This is a genomic window from Variovorax sp. 10N432 (assembly GCF_056394465.1).
Window position 1 is genome coordinate 120,974 of the sequence record NZ_JBFTHX010000007.1, and the last position, 17,568, is coordinate 138,541.

At 67.7% G+C, this 17,568-nt stretch carries 12 protein-coding genes and 1 tRNA gene; 3 read left to right on the forward strand and 10 right to left on the reverse strand.

Annotated elements, in window-relative coordinates:
- Window positions 1-39: 39 nt before the first annotated feature.
- From lon to AC1DF3_RS10990, 9 genes are all read right to left on the reverse strand, one after another.
- Window positions 40-2,481, reverse strand: coding sequence for an endopeptidase La (gene lon / locus AC1DF3_RS10950; RefSeq protein ID WP_286504212.1), 2,442 nt, complete (start codon window positions 2,479-2,481; stop codon window positions 40-42).
- A 119-nt stretch (window positions 2,482-2,600) separates the two neighbouring features.
- On the reverse strand, window positions 2,601-3,866 hold the full coding sequence (gene clpX, locus AC1DF3_RS10955) for an ATP-dependent Clp protease ATP-binding subunit ClpX (protein ID WP_286531626.1): 1,266 nt from the start codon (window positions 3,864-3,866) through the stop codon (window positions 2,601-2,603).
- 141 nt (window positions 3,867-4,007) lie between these two features.
- Window positions 4,008-4,616, reverse strand: a complete 609-nt coding sequence (gene clpP, locus AC1DF3_RS10960) for an ATP-dependent Clp endopeptidase proteolytic subunit ClpP (RefSeq protein ID WP_286504210.1) — start codon at window positions 4,614-4,616, stop codon at window positions 4,008-4,010.
- Between the two features lie 91 nt (window positions 4,617-4,707).
- Window positions 4,708-6,021 (reverse strand): trigger factor, encoded by a 1,314-nt coding sequence (gene tig, locus AC1DF3_RS10965; RefSeq protein WP_286531625.1) that lies wholly within the window; start codon window positions 6,019-6,021, stop codon window positions 4,708-4,710.
- Window positions 6,022-6,052: 31 nt separating this feature from the next.
- Window positions 6,053-6,139 (reverse strand) — tRNA-Leu (locus AC1DF3_RS10970).
- A 117-nt stretch (window positions 6,140-6,256) separates the two neighbouring features.
- On the reverse strand, window positions 6,257-9,424 hold the full coding sequence (locus AC1DF3_RS10975; RefSeq protein WP_286531624.1) for an efflux RND transporter permease subunit: 3,168 nt from the start codon (window positions 9,422-9,424) through the stop codon (window positions 6,257-6,259).
- A gap of 10 nt (window positions 9,425-9,434) precedes the next feature.
- On the reverse strand, window positions 9,435-10,553 hold the full coding sequence (locus AC1DF3_RS10980; RefSeq protein ID WP_286522475.1) for an efflux RND transporter periplasmic adaptor subunit: 1,119 nt from the start codon (window positions 10,551-10,553) through the stop codon (window positions 9,435-9,437).
- 223 nt (window positions 10,554-10,776) lie between these two features.
- The gene (relB, locus tag AC1DF3_RS10985; RefSeq protein ID WP_286531622.1) at window positions 10,777-11,004 is read right to left on the reverse strand and encodes a type II toxin-antitoxin system RelB family antitoxin; all 228 of its coding nucleotides are present in this window, start codon (window positions 11,002-11,004) and stop codon (window positions 10,777-10,779) included.
- 47 nt (window positions 11,005-11,051) lie between these two features.
- A complete protein-coding gene (locus tag AC1DF3_RS10990) occupies window positions 11,052-12,965 on the reverse strand; it encodes a potassium transporter Kup (RefSeq protein ID WP_478139642.1) in 1,914 nt (637 codons plus the stop codon).
- 51 nt (window positions 12,966-13,016) lie between these two features.
- On the opposite strand from AC1DF3_RS10990, the gene hpnC reads away from it, so the two are divergent.
- The 3 genes from hpnC to hpnE are packed head-to-tail and all read left to right on the forward strand — an operon-like array spanning window position 13,017 to window position 16,054.
- Window positions 13,017-13,913, forward strand: coding sequence for a squalene synthase HpnC (gene hpnC / locus AC1DF3_RS10995; protein WP_286531621.1), 897 nt, complete (start codon window positions 13,017-13,019; stop codon window positions 13,911-13,913).
- A 13-nt stretch (window positions 13,914-13,926) separates the two neighbouring features.
- The gene (gene hpnD / locus AC1DF3_RS11000; protein WP_286531620.1) at window positions 13,927-14,766 is read left to right on the forward strand and encodes a presqualene diphosphate synthase HpnD; all 840 of its coding nucleotides are present in this window, start codon (window positions 13,927-13,929) and stop codon (window positions 14,764-14,766) included.
- Window position 14,767: 1 nt separating this feature from the next.
- Window positions 14,768-16,054 carry a hydroxysqualene dehydroxylase HpnE gene (hpnE, locus tag AC1DF3_RS11005; protein WP_478139643.1) on the forward strand — a complete coding sequence of 429 codons (1,287 nt, stop codon included), beginning with the start codon at window positions 14,768-14,770 and terminating at the stop codon, window positions 16,052-16,054.
- Here hpnE and AC1DF3_RS11010 read toward each other — a convergent pair.
- On the reverse strand, window positions 16,051-17,556 hold the full coding sequence (locus AC1DF3_RS11010) for a sigma-54 interaction domain-containing protein (protein ID WP_478139644.1): 1,506 nt from the start codon (window positions 17,554-17,556) through the stop codon (window positions 16,051-16,053). The two genes, hpnE and AC1DF3_RS11010, sit on opposite strands and share 4 nt — an antisense overlap.
- Between the last annotated feature and the right edge of the window lie 12 nt (window positions 17,557-17,568).

The following is a 17,568-nucleotide window of genomic DNA, read 5'->3' on the forward strand; positions in this document are numbered from 1 at the left end:
TTATATAGCATTTTTTCGGGGCTCCACAACTCCCGAAGCTCAGTGCTTCACCGATCCTTCGGCCGGCGCCGCCGCGCGCTGCTTGGCGAGCTCGGCCACCGCCGCCGCGGACGCTGCGACCTCTTCGTCGGACAGCGGCGTCGGCATCTTCTCGAGCGCGATCTCGAGCACCTTGTCGATCCACTTGACGGGCACGATCTCGAGGCCGTTCTTCACGTTCTCGGGAATGTCCTGCAGGTCCTTGGCGTTCTCCTCGGGGATCAGCACGGTCTTGATGCCGCCGCGCAGGGCGGCCAGCAGCTTTTCCTTCAGGCCGCCGATCGCAGTGACCTCGCCGCGCAAGGTGATCTCGCCGGTCATCGCGACGTCGCCGCGCACCGGAATGCCGGTCAGCGCCGACACGAAGGCGGTGGTCATCGCTGCACCCGCACTCGGGCCGTCCTTCGGCGTCGCGCCATCAGGCACGTGGATGTGGATGTCGCGCTTCTCGAACACCTCGTCCTTGATGCCGAGCCGGCGGGCACGGCTGCGCACCACGGTACGCGCCGCTTCCACCGATTCCTTCATCACGTCGCCCAGCGATCCGGTGCGGCTGATCACGCCCTTGCCGGGCATCGTCACCGCCTCGATCGTCAGCAGGTCGCCGCCGACCTCGGTCCAGGCCAGGCCGACCACCTGCCCCACCTGGTTCTGCTTCTCGGCCAGGCCGAAGCTGTACTTGCGCACGCCCAGGAAGTCGTTGAGGTTGGCGCCGGTGACCAGCACCTTGGGCTCCATCTTCTTGAGCAGCAGGCCCTTGACCACCTTGCGGCAGATCTTCGACAGCTCGCGCTCGAGCGAACGCACGCCAGCCTCGCGGGTGTAGTAGCGCACGATGTCGCGCACCGCTTCCTCGTTGATCAGCAGCTCGTCTTCCTTGACGCCGTTGTTCTTCATCTGCTTGGGCAGCAGGTACTTCAGCGCGATGTGGGTCTTCTCGTCCTCGGTGTAGCCCGCCAGGCGGATCACTTCCATCCGGTCCAGCAGCGCCGGCGGGATGTTCATCGAGTTCGAGGTGGCGACGAACATCACGTCGGAGAGGTCGAAGTCGACCTCGACGTAGTGGTCGCCGAAGGTGTGGTTCTGCTCCGGGTCGAGCACTTCGAGCAGCGCGCTCGACGGATCGCCGCGGAAGTCGGTGCCGAGCTTGTCGATCTCGTCGAGCAGGAACAGCGGGTTGCGCGTGCCGACCTTGTTGAGGCTCTGAAGCACCTTGCCCGGCAGCGCGCCGATGTAGGTGCGGCGATGGCCGCGGATCTCGGCCTCGTCACGCATGCCGCCCAGCGCCATGCGGGTGTACTTGCGGCCGGTCGCCTTGGCGATCGACTGCCCGAGCGAGGTCTTGCCGACCCCCGGAGGGCCGACCAGGCAAAGGATCGGCGCCTTCACCTTGTCGACGCGCTGCTGCACCGCGAGATATTCCAGGATGCGGTCCTTGACCTTCTCCAGCCCGTAGTGGTCTTCGTTGAGCACCGCCTCGGCATTGGCGAGGTCGTGCTTGATCTTGGTCTTCTTGCTCCAGGGCAGGCCGATCAGCACGTCGATGTAGTTGCGCACCACCGTGGCCTCGGCCGACATCGGCGACATCAGCTTGAGCTTCTTGAGTTCGCTCTCGGCCTTCTTGAGCGCTTCCTTGGGCATCTTGGCGAGCTTGATCTTCTTCTCGATCTCCTCGATGTCCGCGCCCTCCTCGCCTTCGCCGAGCTCCTTCTGGATCGCCTTGACCTGCTCGTTGAGGTAGAAGTCGCGCTGGTTCTTCTCCATCTGGCGCTTCACGCGGCCACGGATCTTCTTGTCGACGTTGAGGATGTCGACTTCGCGCTCGAGCTGGCCGAACAGGTTCTCGAGCCGGGCCTTGATGTCGTCCAGGTCGAGCACCGCCTGCTTGTTGTCGAGCTTGAGCGGCAGGTGGGCGGCGATGGTGTCGGCCAGCCGGCCCGGATCGTCGATGCTCGAGATCGAGGTCAGGATCTCGGGCGGGATCTTCTTGTTGAGCTTCACGTACTGGTCGAACTGCTGCATCACCGCGCGGCGCAGCGCCTCGATCTCGGTGCCCTTCTGGGTCGCGGCCTCGGCCACTTCGACCGGGGTCACGTTGGCCGAGAAATGGGTCTCGCCGTCGTCGATGCGGTTCACGCGGGCGCGCTGCTGGCCCTCGACCAGCACTTTCACCGTGCCGTCGGGCAGCTTGAGCATCTGGAGGATGGTCGAGATGCAGCCGACCTCGAACATGTCCTCGACCGAGGGCTCGTCCTTGGCGGCGGCCTTTTGCGCCACCAGCATGATGCGGCGCTCGGCCTCCATCGCCAGCTCGAGCGCCTTGATGCTCTTGGGCCGGCCGACGAACAGCGGGATGACCATGTGGGGGAACACGACCACGTCGCGCAGCGGCAGCAGCGGGAGGTCGAGCTCGGTGGCAGGCAGGGGGGTATGACCGGACATGGGAATCCTTTACTTGATCATGGAGAGATGGTTGGCCGCGCGCACTTTTCAAGTGCGCGGGCACGGTCTTCGTCGAAGACGCCGGACGCCTGGCCGAGAGCGGACGTCCGGAGCTGCATTCAGGCCTTCTTGGCCGCCTCGCGATAGACGAGCAGCGGGGGCTTGTTCTCGTCGATCGTCGACTCTTCGACCACCACCTTGTCGACATTGGTCGCGTTCGGCAGCTCGAACATGGTGTCGATCAGCGACTGCTCGAGGATCGAGCGCAGGCCGCGGGCACCGGTCTTGCGAGCCAGCGCCTTGCGGGCGATCGCCTTCAGCGCCGCCGGACGGATCTCGAGGTCGACGCCCTCCATCTGCAGCAGCTTGGTGAACTGCTTGACGACCGCATTCTTGGGCTCGGTCAGGATCTGCACCAGCGCGTCCTCGCTGAGCTCGGCCAGCGACGCGACGACCGGCATCCGGCCGACCAGTTCCGGAATCAGGCCGAACTTGATCAGGTCCTCGGGCTCGACCTCGCGGAACACCTCGGTCAGGCTGCGCTGCTGCTTGCTCTTGACCGAGGCGCCGAAGCCGATGCCCGAAGCCTCGGTGCGGTTCTCGATGACTTTCTCGAGGCCGGCGAAGGCGCCGCCGCAGATGAACAGGATGTTGGTCGTGTCGATCTGCAGGAAGTCCTGGTTCGGGTGCTTGCGCCCGCCCTGCGGCGGCACGCTGGCCATGGTGCCTTCGATCAGCTTCAGCAGCGCCTGCTGCACGCCCTCGCCCGAAACGTCGCGGGTGATCGAGGGGTTGTCCGACTTGCGCGAGATCTTGTCGATCTCGTCGATGTAGACGATGCCGCGCTGGGCCCGCTCGACCTCGTAGTTGCAGCTCTGAAGCAGCTTCTGGATGATGTTCTCGACATCCTCGCCGACATAGCCGGCCTCGGTCAGCGTGGTGGCGTCGGCCATCACGAAGGGCACGTCGAGCATCCGCGCCAGGGTCTGGGCCAGCAGCGTCTTGCCCGAGCCGGTCGGCCCGATCAGCAGGATGTTGCTCTTGCTGAGCTCGACGTCGTCGCCCTTGGATTTCTCCTTGTGGCGCAGCCGTTTGTAGTGGTTGTAGACCGCCACCGCGAGCATCCGCTTGGCGGGCTCCTGGCCGATCACGTAGTTGTCGAGGTTGGCCTTGATCTCGAGCGGCGTCGGCAAGTCGTTGCGCGCCTCGCGCGACTCGTCACCCGCAGGCAGTTCGTCGCGGATGATCTCGTTGCACAGATCGATGCACTCGTCGCAGATGAAGACCGACGGACCGGCGATCAGCTTCTTGACCTCGTGCTGACTCTTCCCGCAGAACGAGCAGTAAAGCGTTTTTTCGCTGGAGGAGCCTTTTTTCTCGGCCATGGGCAGATGCCTCGTAACAGGGGTTTAACAATGATAGCGAAGATGAAAGCCCACAAGCCCGTCGGTGACCTGAAGAAAAACGGCGCTTTCCCCTATGGAAAACGCCGTTGTTGCTCGCGCGCCTCAGCGCGGGGGCTTTTTTTAGCTGCGCTTGGCGATGACCTGGTCGATCAGGCCGTATTCCTTGGACTCGTCGGCCGTCAGGAAGTAGTCGCGCTCGGTGTCGCGGGCGATCTTCTCGAACGACTGGCCGGTACGGTCGGCCAGGATGCGGTTCATCTGCTCGCGGGTCTTGAGGATGTCGCGGGCATGGATCTCGATGTCCGTCGCCTGGCCGCGGGCGCCGCCGAGGACCTGGTGGATCATGATCTTGGAGTTGGGCAGCGAAAAACGCTTGCCCTTCTCGCCGGCCGCCAGCAGGAAGGCGCCCATGCTGGCCGCGAAGCCGATGCACAGGGTCGAGACGTCGGGCTTGATGAACTGCATGGTGTCGTAGATCGCCATGCCGGCGCTGACGCTGCCGCCGGGGGAGTTGATGTAGAACGAGATGTCCTTGTCAGGGTTCTCGCTCTCGAGGAACAGCAGCTGCGCCACCACCAGGTTGGCGGTCTGGTCGTTGACTTCCCCGACCAGGAAGATCACGCGCTCCTTGAGCAGGCGCGAATAGATGTCGTAGGAACGCTCGCCGCGGCCCGATTGCTCGATGACCATCGGAACCATGCCGAGGCCTTGAATGTCCTGTGCGCTCATGTGTGCTCTCCAGAGGGGTTTTATTCGGTACCCAGACGACATGGGGCCCGTGCCGAAAAGCACAAGCCCCAGGGCGCGGCGGCGGGCAGGATCAACCCTGCTGGGCCATCAGTTCGTCGAAGGACACCGACTTGGCATTGACCTTGGCCTTGCCGAGCACGAAGTCCGTGACGTTGTTCTCGATGACCACCGCTTCGACTTCGGCCAGGCGGCGGTTGTCGCTGAAGTACCAGCGCACCACGTCGGCCGGCTTCTCGTAGCTGGCGGCCAGCTCGTCGATGTGGGCCTTGATCTGCTCGGGCTTGGCCTGGAGGTTGTTGGCGCGAACCAGTTCGGCCACCACCAGGCCCAGGCGCACGCGGCGTTCGGCTTGCGGGCGGAACACGTCGTCGGGGATCGGCGCCTTGTCGGCGTCCTTGATGCCGCGCTGCTTGAGCTCGGCGCGGGCGCCTTCGACCATGCGGTCGACTTCGGCCTGCACGCTGGAGTTCGGCAGGTCGAGTTCGGCGTTGGCGATCAGGGCGTCCATGACGGCGTTCTTGTTGCGCGCCAGCAGGCGGAACTTGACCTCGCGCTCGAGGTTGCGCTTGATGTCGGCGCGCAGGCCCTCGACCGTGGCGTCGGCGATGCCGAGCGACTTGGCCAGCTGTTCGTTGACTTCGGGCAGGTGCGAGGCTTCGATCTTCTTCACGGTGACCATGAAGTCGGCCTGCTTGCCGGCCACGTCCTTGCCGTGGTAGTCGGCCGGGAACGAGAGCGGGAAGGTGCGGCTGTCGCCAGACTTGAGGCCGCGCACCGCGTCTTCGAATTCCTTCAGCATCTGGCCTTCGCCGACGATGAACTGGAAGTCCTCGGCCTTGCCGCCCTGGAAGGTCTCGCCGTCGATCTTGCCTTCGAAGTCGACCGTCACGCGGTCGCCATCGGCCACCGTGGCGTCCTGCGCGCGCTGGGCGAAGGTGCGGCGCTGCTTGCGCAGGATGTCGAGGGTCTTGTCGATCGCTTCGTCGCCCACTTCGGCGTCGAGTTTCTCGACTTCGGCGCCCGACAGGTCGTTGATCTTGACGTCGGGGAAGACTTCGAACACCGCGTCGAAGGCGAGCTGGCCTTCGGGCGACTCTTCTTTTTCGGTGATGCGCGGCTGGCCGGCGACGCGCAGCTTGGCTTCGTTGGCGGCCTGCGAGAAGGCCTCGCCGACCTTGTCGTTCATGACTTCGTAGTGGACCGAATAGCCGTAACGCTGGGCGACGACGTTCATCGGCACCTTGCCCGGACGGAAACCGTCCATCTTGACGGTGCGGGCCAGCTTCTTGAGGCGCGAATCGACCTCGGACTGGATGGTGCCGACCGGCAAGGTCAGCGTGATCTTGCGTTCGAGCTTCTCGAGGGTTTCAACGTTCACGGTCATTTCAGTCTTCCTTTTGAGGGGTCTTTTTTGCTGGTGCGCGGGGCCGGACTCGAACCGGCACGTTCTTGCGAACGTCAGGACCTAAACCTGGTGCGTCTACCAATTTCGCCACCCGCGCAATTCCAGTTTTTCAGGTGAATACCGAGAAAGGCTCAGCTCAGACGTGCCGCGCTTCCGGTAAATGGCGGCGGGTGGGCTTGCGCGCCACCCGCCTGAAATCGGTCAACCGCGTATTTTAAACGCTAACCGGAGCGATTCCTGACGCCACCGGCGTCTCGCGCTTGACGCGGAAGCAGGCCGCGTACATCGCAGGCAGCGCCAGCAGCGTCAGCACGGTGGCGACGATCAGGCCGCCCATGATCGCGACCGCCATCGGGCCCCAGAACACGCTGCGCGACAGCGGGATCATGGCCAGCACCGCCGCCGCGGCGGTCAGCACGATCGGCCGCAGCCGCCGCACCGCCGATTCGACGATCGCGTCCCAGGCCGGCACGCCGGCGGCGCGGTCGCTCTCGATCTGGTCGATCAGGATCACCGCATTGCGCTGGATCATGCCCATCAGCGCGATCACGCCCAGCAGCGCCACGAAGCCGAAGGGCCGGTTCAGGGCCAGCAGCGCGCCGGCCACGCCGACGATGCCGAGCGGCCCGGTGATGAACACCAGCAGCGAGCGGCTGAAGCTGTGCAGCTGCAGCATCAGCAGGGTGAACACCAGGAACAGCATGATCGGCACGCCGGCGACGATCGAGGCCGAGCCCTTGCTGCTCTCCTCGACCGCGCCCGCGACGTCGATGCGGTAGGCGCCCTGGCCGTCGGCGGCCCATTTGGCCTCCAGCGCGCGCAGCTGGGGCAGCAATTCGTTGGTGACGGTCGCGCCCTGCATGCCTTCGACGATGTCGCCCTGGACGGTGATCGCGTAGTCGCGGTTCCAGCGCCACATCACGCCCGGCTCCCAGCTGAACACCGGCTTGGCGATCTGGGTCAGCGGGATCGAGCGGCCCGAGCTGGTTGGCAGGTAGGCGTTGCCGATGTCCGAGATCGCCTCGCGCTCGTCCGGCGACTGGCGCAGCACGATGTCGATCAGCAGGTCGTTCTCGCGGAACTGGCCGACCGTGGTGCCGCTGAACATGGTGCGCGACGCCTGCGCGATCGCCTGGCTGGTGACGCCGAGCGCGCGCGCCTTGTCCTGGTCGACCTCGAGGCGGATCACCTTGACCGATTCGTTCCAGTTGTCGTTGACGCCGCGCATGTGGGCGTTCTCGCGCATCACGGCCTTGACCTCGTCAGCCCGCACCCGCAGCTGGGCCGGGTCGGCGCCGACGACGCGGAACTGCACCGGATAGGGCACCGGCGGGCCGTTGGGCAGCAGCTTGACGCGGCCGCGGGCCTCGGGAAACTCCTGCGCCAGCACCGCCGGCAGCTTGAGCCGCAGCTTCTCGCGCCAATGCAGGTCCTTGGACAACAGCAGCAGCTGCGACACGTTGGTCTGCTGGAACACCTGGTCGAGCGGCAGGTAGAAGCGCGGCACGCCCGAGCCGATCCAGCTGGTGACGGTGTCGACGCCCTCCTCTTCCTTCATCCGCTGCTCGACCCGCTTGACCACTTCCTCGTTGGCGGCGAACGACGTGCCCTCGGGGAACCAGAGCTCGACCAGGATCTCGGGCCGGCTGGAATCGGGGAAGAACTGCTGCTGGACCTTGCCCATGCCGACGATGCCCAGCGCGAACATGAGCACGGTGGCGCCGATGGTGAGCCAGCGGTGCTCGACGCACCAGTTCACCGACTTGCGGAAGGCGTTGTAGAACGGCGTGTCGAACAGCTCGTGCGGCGGCGCGTCGGGGTCGTGCGGCTTGACCTTGAGCAGCAAGGTGCCCAGGTAGGGCACGAAATACACCGAGACGAACCAGCTCAGGACCAGCGCGATCACGGTGACCGCGAAGATCGCGAAGGTGTATTCGCCGGTGACCGATTTCGCCAGCCCGATCGGCAGGAAGCCGGCCGCGGTGATCAGCGTGCCGGTCAGCATCGGCTTGGCCGTGACGTCGTAGGCGAAGGTGGCGGCGCGGACCTTGTCGTAGCCCTCCTCCATCTTGCGCACCATCATCTCGACCGCGATGATCGCGTCGTCGACCAAGAGGCCGAGCGCGATGATCAGCGAGCCCAGCGATATCTTGTGCAGCCCGATGCCGAAGTAGTTCATCGCCAGGAAGGTGACGGCCAGCACCAGCGGGATCGTGATCGCCACCACCAGCCCGGGCCGGATGTCGATATACCAGCCGAAGCGCCCGCCCTTGTGCAGGCCGAGGGCGACAAAGCTCACCGCCAGCACGATCGCCACCGCCTCGATCAGCACGTGCACGAATTCGTTGACCGAGCGCGACACCGACACCGGCTGGTCCTGCACCTGCACCAGCTTGACGCCCAGCGGCAGCCGCTTGTCGATCTCCGCGGTGGCGCCGCGCAGCGCCTTGCCGAGCGCGATGATGTCGCCGCCCTTGGCCATCGAGACGCCGAGCGCGATCACCTCGCGGCCCTCGTGGCGCACCTTGATCGCCGGCGGGTCGATGTAGCCGCGGTGGATCTCGGCGATGTCGCCCAGCCGCAGGTGGTTGCCGGAGCTGCCGCGGATCGGCATCGCGCGCAGCTGGTCGACGCTGGTGAACTGGCCCGCCACCCGGACCTGCACCACGTCCTGCGGCGCCTGGATCGTGCCGGCGCTCTCGACCGCGTTCTGCGACCCGATCTGGGCCAGCACCGCATTGAAATCCAGGCCCAGCTGGGCGATGCGCTTCTGCGAGACCTCGATGAAGATCTTCTCGTCCTGGACGCCGAACTGCTCGACCTTGGCCACGTCCTTGACCCGCAGCAGCCGCTGGCGCACGTCGTCGGCGAAGGTCTTGAGCTCGGCATAGCTGAAGCCGTCGCTCTCGAGCGCGTAGATCACGCCGTAGACATCGCCGAAATCGTCGTTGAAGAACGGGCCCTGGACGCCCGCGGGCAGCGTCTGGCGCATGTCGGAAATCTTCTTGCGCACCGTGTACCAGACGTTGGCGACGTCGCCGGCCTTCGACGAATCTTTGATCTCGAAGATGATCTGCGACTCGCCGGGCTTGGAATAGCTGCGGATCTTGTCGGCGTAGGGCGCCTCCTGCAGCGTGCGTTCGAGCTTGTCGGTGACCTGCTCGGCGACCTGCTGCGCGGTGGCGCCGGGCCAGTAGGTGCGCACCACCATCGCCCGGAAGGTGAACGGCGGGTCTTCGTCCTGGCCGAGCTGGAAATAGGACGCGAAGCCCAGCAGCATCAGCACCAGCATCAGGTAGCGGGTGAGGGCCGCGTGCTCGAGGGCCCACTTCGAAAGGTTGAAACCGGCCTTGCCGGTGTCGGCGTTCTGCTGCGCGCTCATCGCGGTGCCCTCAGCGCACCGCCACCGGCGCCGCCGCGGACTTGTCGCGGTAGATCGACACCTTCTGCCCCGGCGACAGCACGTGCACGCCGGCCGCCACCACCAGCATGCCGGGCGCCAGGCCGGAGGCGATGACCGCCTCGTTGCCGTCGGCGGTCGCCACCTGCACCGGCTGCGAGCGCACCGTCAGGCTGGCCGGATCGAGCACCCAGACGGCGCTGCCGCTGCCCTCCTGGCGCAGGGCGCTGGTCGGCAGCTTGAGCACCGGCGTGCCGCTGTGCGACAGGGCCTTGGGGCGCGCGTAGACGGTGGCGCCGAGCGCCGGCGCCGTGGCGGCATCGATCGCCACCTTGACGGAATAGGTTCGGGTGACGGCATCGGCGCTGGCCGCGACCTCTCGCACCTTGCCTTCGAGTTCGCCGCCGCCGGACCAGCCGCGGACCGCCACCGGCGAGCCCGGCTTGACCAGCGCCGCGCGGTCCTCGGGCACCGCGAAGACCACGTCGCGGGCGCCGTCCTGGGCGATCCGCACCACCGGCGCGCCGGCCGCGACCACCTGGCCGGGCTCGGCCTCGATCGCCGTCACGATGCCGGGCACGTCGGCCACCAGCGAGGTGTAGCTGGTCTGGTTGCCCTGCGCCGACAGCTGCGCCTGCGCCTGCTCGAGCTGCGCCTGGGCGGCCTTGTAGGTGCTTTCCCGGCGCTCGAGATCGGCACCGCTGATGAAGTTCTGCTCGCGCAGTTCGCGATAGCGCTTCAGGTCGGCCAGCGAGAGGTCGCGGTTGGTCAGGGCCGCGGCATGCGCGGCGCGCGCACCTTCGGCGGCCAGCCGGAAGTCCTGCGGGTCGAGCTGGGCCAGCACCTGGCCGGCCTGGACGTGCTGGCCCAGTTCAGCCTGGCGCCGGGCGATCTTGCCGGCAACCCGGAAGCCGAGCCGCGATTCGACCCGGGCCTTCACCTCGGCCGAGAACTCGGGCTCGGTGTCGTAGGCGCTGGTCCCGACCTGGACCACCTTGACCGCACGCAAGGGTTCCTCGGCCGCCGGCGGGCGCGAGCAGCCGGCCAGCGCGAGCACGGCCAGCAACAGCCAGGCGCGGCCGGGAAATGGGTTGGAGGTCGACGCGGTCATGGAGCACCCTTGAGATTGCGGATGGGGTCATTAATGACCCGCCGGTTAGTAATCTAGGGTAAACGCGAATCGGTGTCAAACGGAATCGGGGGCGCCGTCGCTCCGAAGCACGCCGTGCTTCAGGCGCCCCCGACCCTCTGTCGGTGTACGTCGCGCCAATTCCCGATCCTGACCACGCGAAGCCGTCAAGATCGGCCTGGTTCTCTCCGGCCGAGTCGAAAGCTCAATCCCCCAGACCAAATTGCTTCATCACGTCGGCCAGCGGGGTCGCGGCCGATTGGCCAGACCGGATCGCCTCGAGTTCGCGCTCTGCCAAGTACAAGTCTTCCAGGCTTTCCAGGTGGTCGACGACAGCTTCAGTGACGTGGGAAGTCTTGCTGCGCCCCGTTAGCAGCGCCAGATTCGTGAGACGCGCTTCCACGTCCGCAGGCAAGCGAATGGAAATCGGCATGGAGAGTGCCTGTTGCAATACAAGTATTTGATTCCAGCAAGTCTCCGCTATCCCCGCTGCCCCATCTCCACCAACCGGTTCCCCGGCAGCTCGAAATAGTCGGAAGCCCGGCCCGCGTTGCGCTGCAGCCAGCGGAACAGGGCCCGGCGCAAGGGGTTCATGCCAGGCAGGTGGGCATCGACGACGGAGGCCCGCGAGACGAAGTACGAGGTCGTCATCGAGTCGCAGGCCAGGCCCCTCTGGTAGGCCAGGATGCGGATGAACTCGGGCACGTCGGGGCGTTCCATGTAGCCGTGGCGGGCGGTGACGACCCAGACGCCGCTGCCGAGCGACGCGGCCTCGATCCGCTCGCGGGCGTCGACCCGCGGCGTATTGCAGGGCAGTACCCGCAGCACGATCGCCTGTTCGTGCAGCACCTGGTTGTGCTTGAGGTTGTGCAGCAGCGCGTGCGGGACCGAATCGGCATCGGCGTTGAGGAACACCGCCGTGCCGCGGACCCGGTAGGGCATGTGGGCCTCCAGCGAGCGGACGAAGGGCTCGAGCGGCAGCCGCTCGGCCTCCGCCGCGGCCAGCCCGAGCCGGCGGCCCTTGCCCCAGGTCGTGAACAGCAGCATCACACCCACCGCCACGGCCAGCGTGAGCCAGCCGCCCTGCAGGATCTTCAGGCTGTTGGCGGTCACGAAGGTGACGTCGACCAGGGCGAAAAGCAGCACCCCGGCCAGCACCGCCAGCCGGTTCCAGCGCCACAGGCGCCAGGCCACCACCCCGGTCAGCAGCGTGGTTGTCACCATCGTGATCGACACCGCGATCCCGTAGGCGGCCGACAGCGCGCTCGAACTGCGAAAGCCGATCACCAGCAGCAGCACGCCCACCATCAGCAGCCAGTTGATGGTCGGCACGTAGATCTGACCGATGGAGTGCCCGCTGGTCTGGACGACCTGCATGCGCGGCAGGTAGCCCATGCGCATGGCCTGCGCCGTGATCGAGAAGGCGCCGGAAATCACCGCCTGCGAGGCGATCACGGTGGCCATGGCGGCCAGCACCACCATCGGCAGCACGCCCCAGGACGGGAAGAGGCGGAAGAACGGGTTGTCGATGGCGGCCGGATTGCCCAGCACCAGCGCACCCTGGCCGAAATAGTTCAGGGCCAGCGCGGGCAAGGCGATGAACAGCCAGGCCAGCCGGATCGGCCGGGCGCCGAAATGCCCCATGTCGGCATAGAGCGCCTCGCCGCCGGTAAAGGCCAGGAACACCGCGCCCAGCACCGCCAGCGACTGGGCCCGGTGGTGCAGCAGGAAGCCGATTGCATGCCGCGGGTCGAGCGCCGCCAGCACCTGCGGCTGCTGCAGCACCTGCCACAGGCCCGACAGCCCGATCAGGACGAACCACAGCAGCATCACCGGCCCGAAGATGTTGCCGACCACCCCGGTGCCCTTGCGCTGGACCGCGAAGAAGGCGATCAGGATCGAGACCGTGATCGGGATCACGAAGGGCTGCAGCCCCGGCGCTTCGACTTCGAGGCCCTCGACCGCCGACAGGACCGAGATGGCGGGCGTGATCAGGCTGTCGCCATAGAAGGTGGCGGCACCCACCAGGCCCAGCCAGCCGACGCCCTGAACGAGCCAGCGTCCGGCCGGAGGTTTCGACACCGCGCCCGCGGCCAGCGCCTGCAGCGCCAGGATGCCGCCTTCGCCGTCGTGGTCGGCGCGCAGCACGAACACAACGTACTTCAGCGTCACGACGAACATCAGCCCCCAGAAGATCAGCGACAGGAGCCCGAGGACCGAGTCGGGCGTGAACGGCACGCCGTGTTCCGGGTTCAGCGTCTCCTTGAAGGCATACAGCGGCGAGGTCCCGATGTCGCCGAAGACCACGCCGAGCGCGGCGACCATGACGAGCGGCAGCCGCGGCCGATGCAGCGCAGGGTGAGAAAGATTCGTCTGCGGCGTCGAGGTGGGCATGGTGGGTGGTCCGTGGCGGCTCCGATCGTAGCGTGCGGGACAATCGACTGCGTGTCATCCCTCTCCCCTCCCCCGCTCGCAGCCGCGCCCACGCACTACGAGAACTTCCCCGTCGCCTCGTGGCTGTGCCCGCCGCGGCTTCGCCCGCCGATCGCGGCCATCTACGCTTTCGCCCGAACCGCGGACGACATCGCCGACGAAGGCGATGCCGGTCCGGCCGAACGGCTGGAGGCCCTGCGCGACTTCCGTGCCGACCTCGCCGCCGCCGCAGGAGGCAGGGCGCCCGCCAGCCGCTGGCCCGAGGTGTTCGGGCCGCTGGCCTTTTCGATGCGCGAATTCGCGCTGCCCGAGAAGCTGTTGGCGGATCTGCTGTCGGCCTTCGTGCAGGACATCGAGAAAACCCGCGATCGCGCCGGCTATGCCGACCGCGCAGAGCTGCTGGACTACTGCCGCCGCTCGGCCAACCCGATCGGGCGCCTGCTGCTGCACCTGTACGGCGTCACCGACGCGCGCTCGCTGGCGCAGAGCGACGCCGTCTGCAGCGCGCTGCAGCTGATCAACTTCTGGCAGGACCTGAGCGTCGACCTGCCGCGCGGGCGCCGCTACCTGCCGCGCGAGGACTGTCGCGTACATGGCCTCGCCGAAGGCGATTTCGACCGCTTCGCGCCGCTGGCGACCACCGCGCCGCCGTCCGCCGCCATTGCGCTGGTGGCGAGCGAAGTGGCGTGGGCCCGCGGGCTGATGCAGGAAGGCGCACCGCTGGTGCACCGTCTGCCCGGGCGTGCCGGCTGGGAACTGCGCTTCGTGGTCCAGGGCGGCAGCCGGATCCTCGACAAGATCGAGGCCCAGGGCTGCGACAGCTTCTCGGCCCGCCCGACCCTCGGGCGCGGCGATGCGGCGCTGCTGGCCTGGCGGGCCATGCGGATGCGGAGACAATCGGCCGCATGAAGAGTCCCGCACGATGACCCCCGAGCAGTACGTCCAGGACAAGGCCGCTGCGTCGGGCAGCAGCTTTTACTACGCTTTCCTGTTTCTCCCGAAACCGCGCCGCGCGGCGATCACGGCTTTCTATGCCTTCTGCCGCGAGGTCGACGACGTGGTCGACGAAGTCAGCGACCCCGGCGTCGCGGCGACCAAGCTCGCCTGGTGGCGCAGCGAGGTCGCGCAGTCCTTCGCCGGCCAGCCGCACCACCCGGTCATGCAGGCCCTGATGCCGCACGCGGCCGCCTACGGCATCGAGGAGCGGCAGTTGCAGCAGGTGATCGAGGGTTGCCAGATGGACCTCGACCAGACGCGCTACCTCGACTTCCCGGCGCTGCGCCGCTATTGCCACCTGGTGGCGGGCGTGGTGGGCGAAGGCGCGGCACGCATCTTCGGCCAGACCGATTCGAAGACCACCGAGTACGCGCACAAGCTGGGCCTGGCGCTGCAGCTGACCAACATCATCCGCGACGTCGGCGAAGATGCCCTGCGGGGCCGCATCTACCTGCCGGTCAACGAACTGCAGCAGTTCGACGTCAAGGCCCACGAGATCCTGAACCGGGTCCATTCCGAGCGCTTCGTGGCGCTCATGAAGTTCCAGGCCGGGCGGGCGCTGGAGGCCTATGACGAGGCCCTCGCGCTGCTGCCCGCGGCCGACCGGCGGACCCAGAAGCCCGGACTGATGATGGCCAGCATCTATCGCACGCTGCTCGAGGAGATCGCGCGCGACGACTTCAAGGTGCTCGACCAGCGCGTGAGCCTGACGCCGGTTCGCAAGCTGTGGCTGGCGTGGCGTGTCCAGGCACTCGGGAAGCTCTGACTTGAGCACTGTTGCGGTCGTCGGTGGCGGCTGGGCCGGCATGGCCTGCGCGGTCGAGGCGGTGCGGGCCGGGCATGCGGTCACGGTCTTCGAGGCCGCGCGGCAATGGGGTGGGCGGGCGCGGGCGCTGTCGGCGACGCTGCCCGACGGAAGCCCGCTCCTGCTCGACAACGGGCAGCACATCCTGATCGGCGCCTACACCGAGACCCTGGCGCTGATGGCGCGGGTGGGCGTCGATGCCGGTGCGGCCCTCCAGCGCATTCCGCTGGTGCTGCGCTTTCCGGACGGCGGCGGACTGTCGCTGCCGCAGCTGCCGCACTGGCTCGACCGGGCGACGCGCCGGTTGGCACCACTCGACGTGCTGGCCGGGGTGCTGGCGGCGCGCGGCTGGTCGTGGCGGGACAAGCTGTCGCTGCTGCAGACGTCGACACGCTGGCAGCGGCAAGGCTTCGCCTGCGCCGACACGGCCACGGTGGCCGACCTGTGCGGCACCCTGACGCCGCGGGTGCAGGCCGAGCTCACCGAGCCGCTGTGCCTGTCGGCCTTGAACACGCCGCCGGCCGAAGCCAGCGGCCAGGTGTTCCTGCGGGTACTGGCCGATGCGCTGTTCAAGACACCCGGCGGATCGCAGCTGCTGCTGCCGCGGGTCGACCTCGGTGCGCTGTTCCCCGACGCGGCCGATCGATGGCTGCGGCAGCACGGCGCCCGGACCGAAACGGGCCGCCGGGTGCGCACGCTGGCGCGCCATGGCGCCGGTTGGCAGGTCGACGGCGAGCCCTTCGATCGGGTGGTGCTGGCCTGCCCGCCCTGGGAAGCGGCACGGCTGGCGGCCGACGCGGCGCCGCACTGGGCGGCCGCGGCCGAGGCGCTGGCGCACGAAGCCATCGCCACCGTCTACCTGCATGGCGACGCCGTGCTGCCGGCACCGATGCTCGCACTGCGCAGCCGGGACGACGCGCCGGCGCAGTTCGTCTTCGATCGCGGCCAGCTCGGCGGTCCGCGTGGCCTGCTGGCCTGCGTGATCAGTGCCAGCGGAGACGACCGCGAACAGTTGCAGCGCCAGGTGCTGGCACAGGCCCGGGAGCAACTCGGCCAGCCCGACCTGCGGGCGGTGCTGACGGTGGTCGAGCGGCGCGCCACCTTCGCCTGCGTGCCCAGGCTGGTTCGCCCGCGGCAGGCGGTGGCGCCGGGCCTGCTGGCCTGCGGCGACTATGTGGATGGCGCCTATCCGGCCACGCTCGAAGGCGCGGTGCGCAGCGCCATCGACGCTTCGCGCGCGCTCGCCTAAGCCCGCCCCGCCGGCTTGCCGGCACCCGCCCAATCGGCGTGGAAGCCCGCGGACGGCGCCTTCATCATGGCCTCGAGCGGATCGCCGACCCGCGGCGAGGGCGTCGGTCGAATCACCGGCGCCGGCTCCGGCCAGACCGGGGCCACGTGAAGCCGCGACTCCGATTCGAGCGCGATGCCGTGCTTTTCCATCAGCCGATACAGGGTCATGCGCGAGACCCCGAGTTCGCGCGCGGCATGCGTGATGTTGCGTCCCACCCGCGTCAGGGTCAGGCAGATCACGTCACGCTCGGCCGCCGTGCGCGCCAAGTCCAGCCCCATGCCGGCCACGTTCTCGACTGCCTGCAGGCCCAGGTCGGTGGGCCCGATCAGGCGCCGGTCGGTCATGACGACCGCGCGCTGCACGCGGTTGAACAGCTCACGCACGTTGCCGGGCCAGGCGTGGGCGAGCATCGCGGCCAGCGCCTGGCGGCTGAATCCGCGCACCCGCGTGCGGCTCTTGGCGACGCAGCGCTGGAAGAAATACTCGGCCAGGATCGGCACGTCCTCCATCCGCCGGCGCAGCGGCGCGACGTCGATCGACAGCACGTTCAGCCGATAGAACAGGTCTTCCCGGAACTGCCCGACAGCAACCGCCTCGGCCAGGTCCACATGGGATGCCGCCACCACCCGCACATCGACATGGATGTTGCGCACGCCGCCCACGCGGCTGATCGTCTTTTCCTGCAGAAAGCGCAGCAGGTTGGTCTGCAGTTCGATCGGCAGGTCGCCGATCTCGTCGAGGAAGATGGTGCCGCCGCTGGCTGCTTCGATCAGCCCTCGGCGTTCGGACGATGCGCCGGTGAAGGCGCCGCGCTCGTGGCCGAACAGTTCGGACTGGATCAGCGACGGCGATATCGCGCCGCAGTTGACGGCCACGAAGGACCCCGCCGAGCGGTGCGAGCACTGATGGATCGCGCGCGCCGCCAGTTCCTTGCCGCTGCCGCTCTCGCCTCCGATCAACACCGGCGCCTCGGTCGCGGCGACCTTGCGGATCTGGTCGCGCAGGCGTGTGATCGCGGGCCCTTGGCCGACCATGCCGAGCGCATCCACCGCATGCCGGCGGGCCGCGTCGTGGCGCTGCCGCAGGATGGCGCGCTGGGTTGCGTGGCCGAGCACCAGTTCCAGCTCGTCCAGGTGGAAGGGCATCAGCAGGTGATCGAAGAAGCTCCCCAGGACGAGGTCGCGGAAGGCCGGTGACTCCAGCGCCTGGGGCTCGCACACCGCCACCCACTCGCTGCCGCCCGAGGCGCCGATGCAGGCCTCGACCGCCGTCTCGGGCACGCTCGACTCGGCGCCAACCACCAACAGGCCGAGCATGAAGCTGCGGTGCGCCTGCAGGCGGCCGGCGGCGGCCAGGTCGTTCGCCTGGGCCAGGTCCCAGCCGCGCCCGAGCAGCTGCTCGGCCACCCGCATCGAATGGCCGCCTAGCGTCACGCAAAGAATGCTGCCTGGTTGCTGCATGGTGACCAATCC

What these genes read in the sequence shown, in the direction of transcription:
- relB (WP_286531622.1), bottom strand. Translation starts at nt 11,004, where the DNA reads ATGCCGATTTCCATTCGCTTGCCTGCGGACGTGGAAGCGCGTCTCACG.
- AC1DF3_RS10990 (WP_478139642.1), bottom strand. Translation starts at nt 12,965, where the DNA reads ATGCCCACCTCGACGCCGCAGACGAATCTTTCTCACCCTGCGCTGCAT.
- AC1DF3_RS10975 (WP_286531624.1), bottom strand. Translation starts at nt 9,424, where the DNA reads ATGAGCGCGCAGCAGAACGCCGACACCGGCAAGGCCGGTTTCAACCTT.
- clpP (WP_286504210.1), bottom strand. Translation starts at nt 4,616, where the DNA reads ATGAGCGCACAGGACATTCAAGGCCTCGGCATGGTTCCGATGGTCATC.
- lon (WP_286504212.1), bottom strand. Translation starts at nt 2,481, where the DNA reads ATGTCCGGTCATACCCCCCTGCCTGCCACCGAGCTCGACCTCCCGCTG.
- hpnD (WP_286531620.1), top strand. Translation starts at nt 13,927, where the DNA reads ATGACCCCCGAGCAGTACGTCCAGGACAAGGCCGCTGCGTCGGGCAGC.
- clpX (WP_286531626.1), bottom strand. Translation starts at nt 3,866, where the DNA reads ATGGCCGAGAAAAAAGGCTCCTCCAGCGAAAAAACGCTTTACTGCTCG.
- AC1DF3_RS11010 (WP_478139644.1), bottom strand. Translation starts at nt 17,556, where the DNA reads ATGCAGCAACCAGGCAGCATTCTTTGCGTGACGCTAGGCGGCCATTCG.
- AC1DF3_RS10980 (WP_286522475.1), bottom strand. Translation starts at nt 10,553, where the DNA reads ATGACCGCGTCGACCTCCAACCCATTTCCCGGCCGCGCCTGGCTGTTG.
- tig (WP_286531625.1), bottom strand. Translation starts at nt 6,021, where the DNA reads ATGACCGTGAACGTTGAAACCCTCGAGAAGCTCGAACGCAAGATCACG.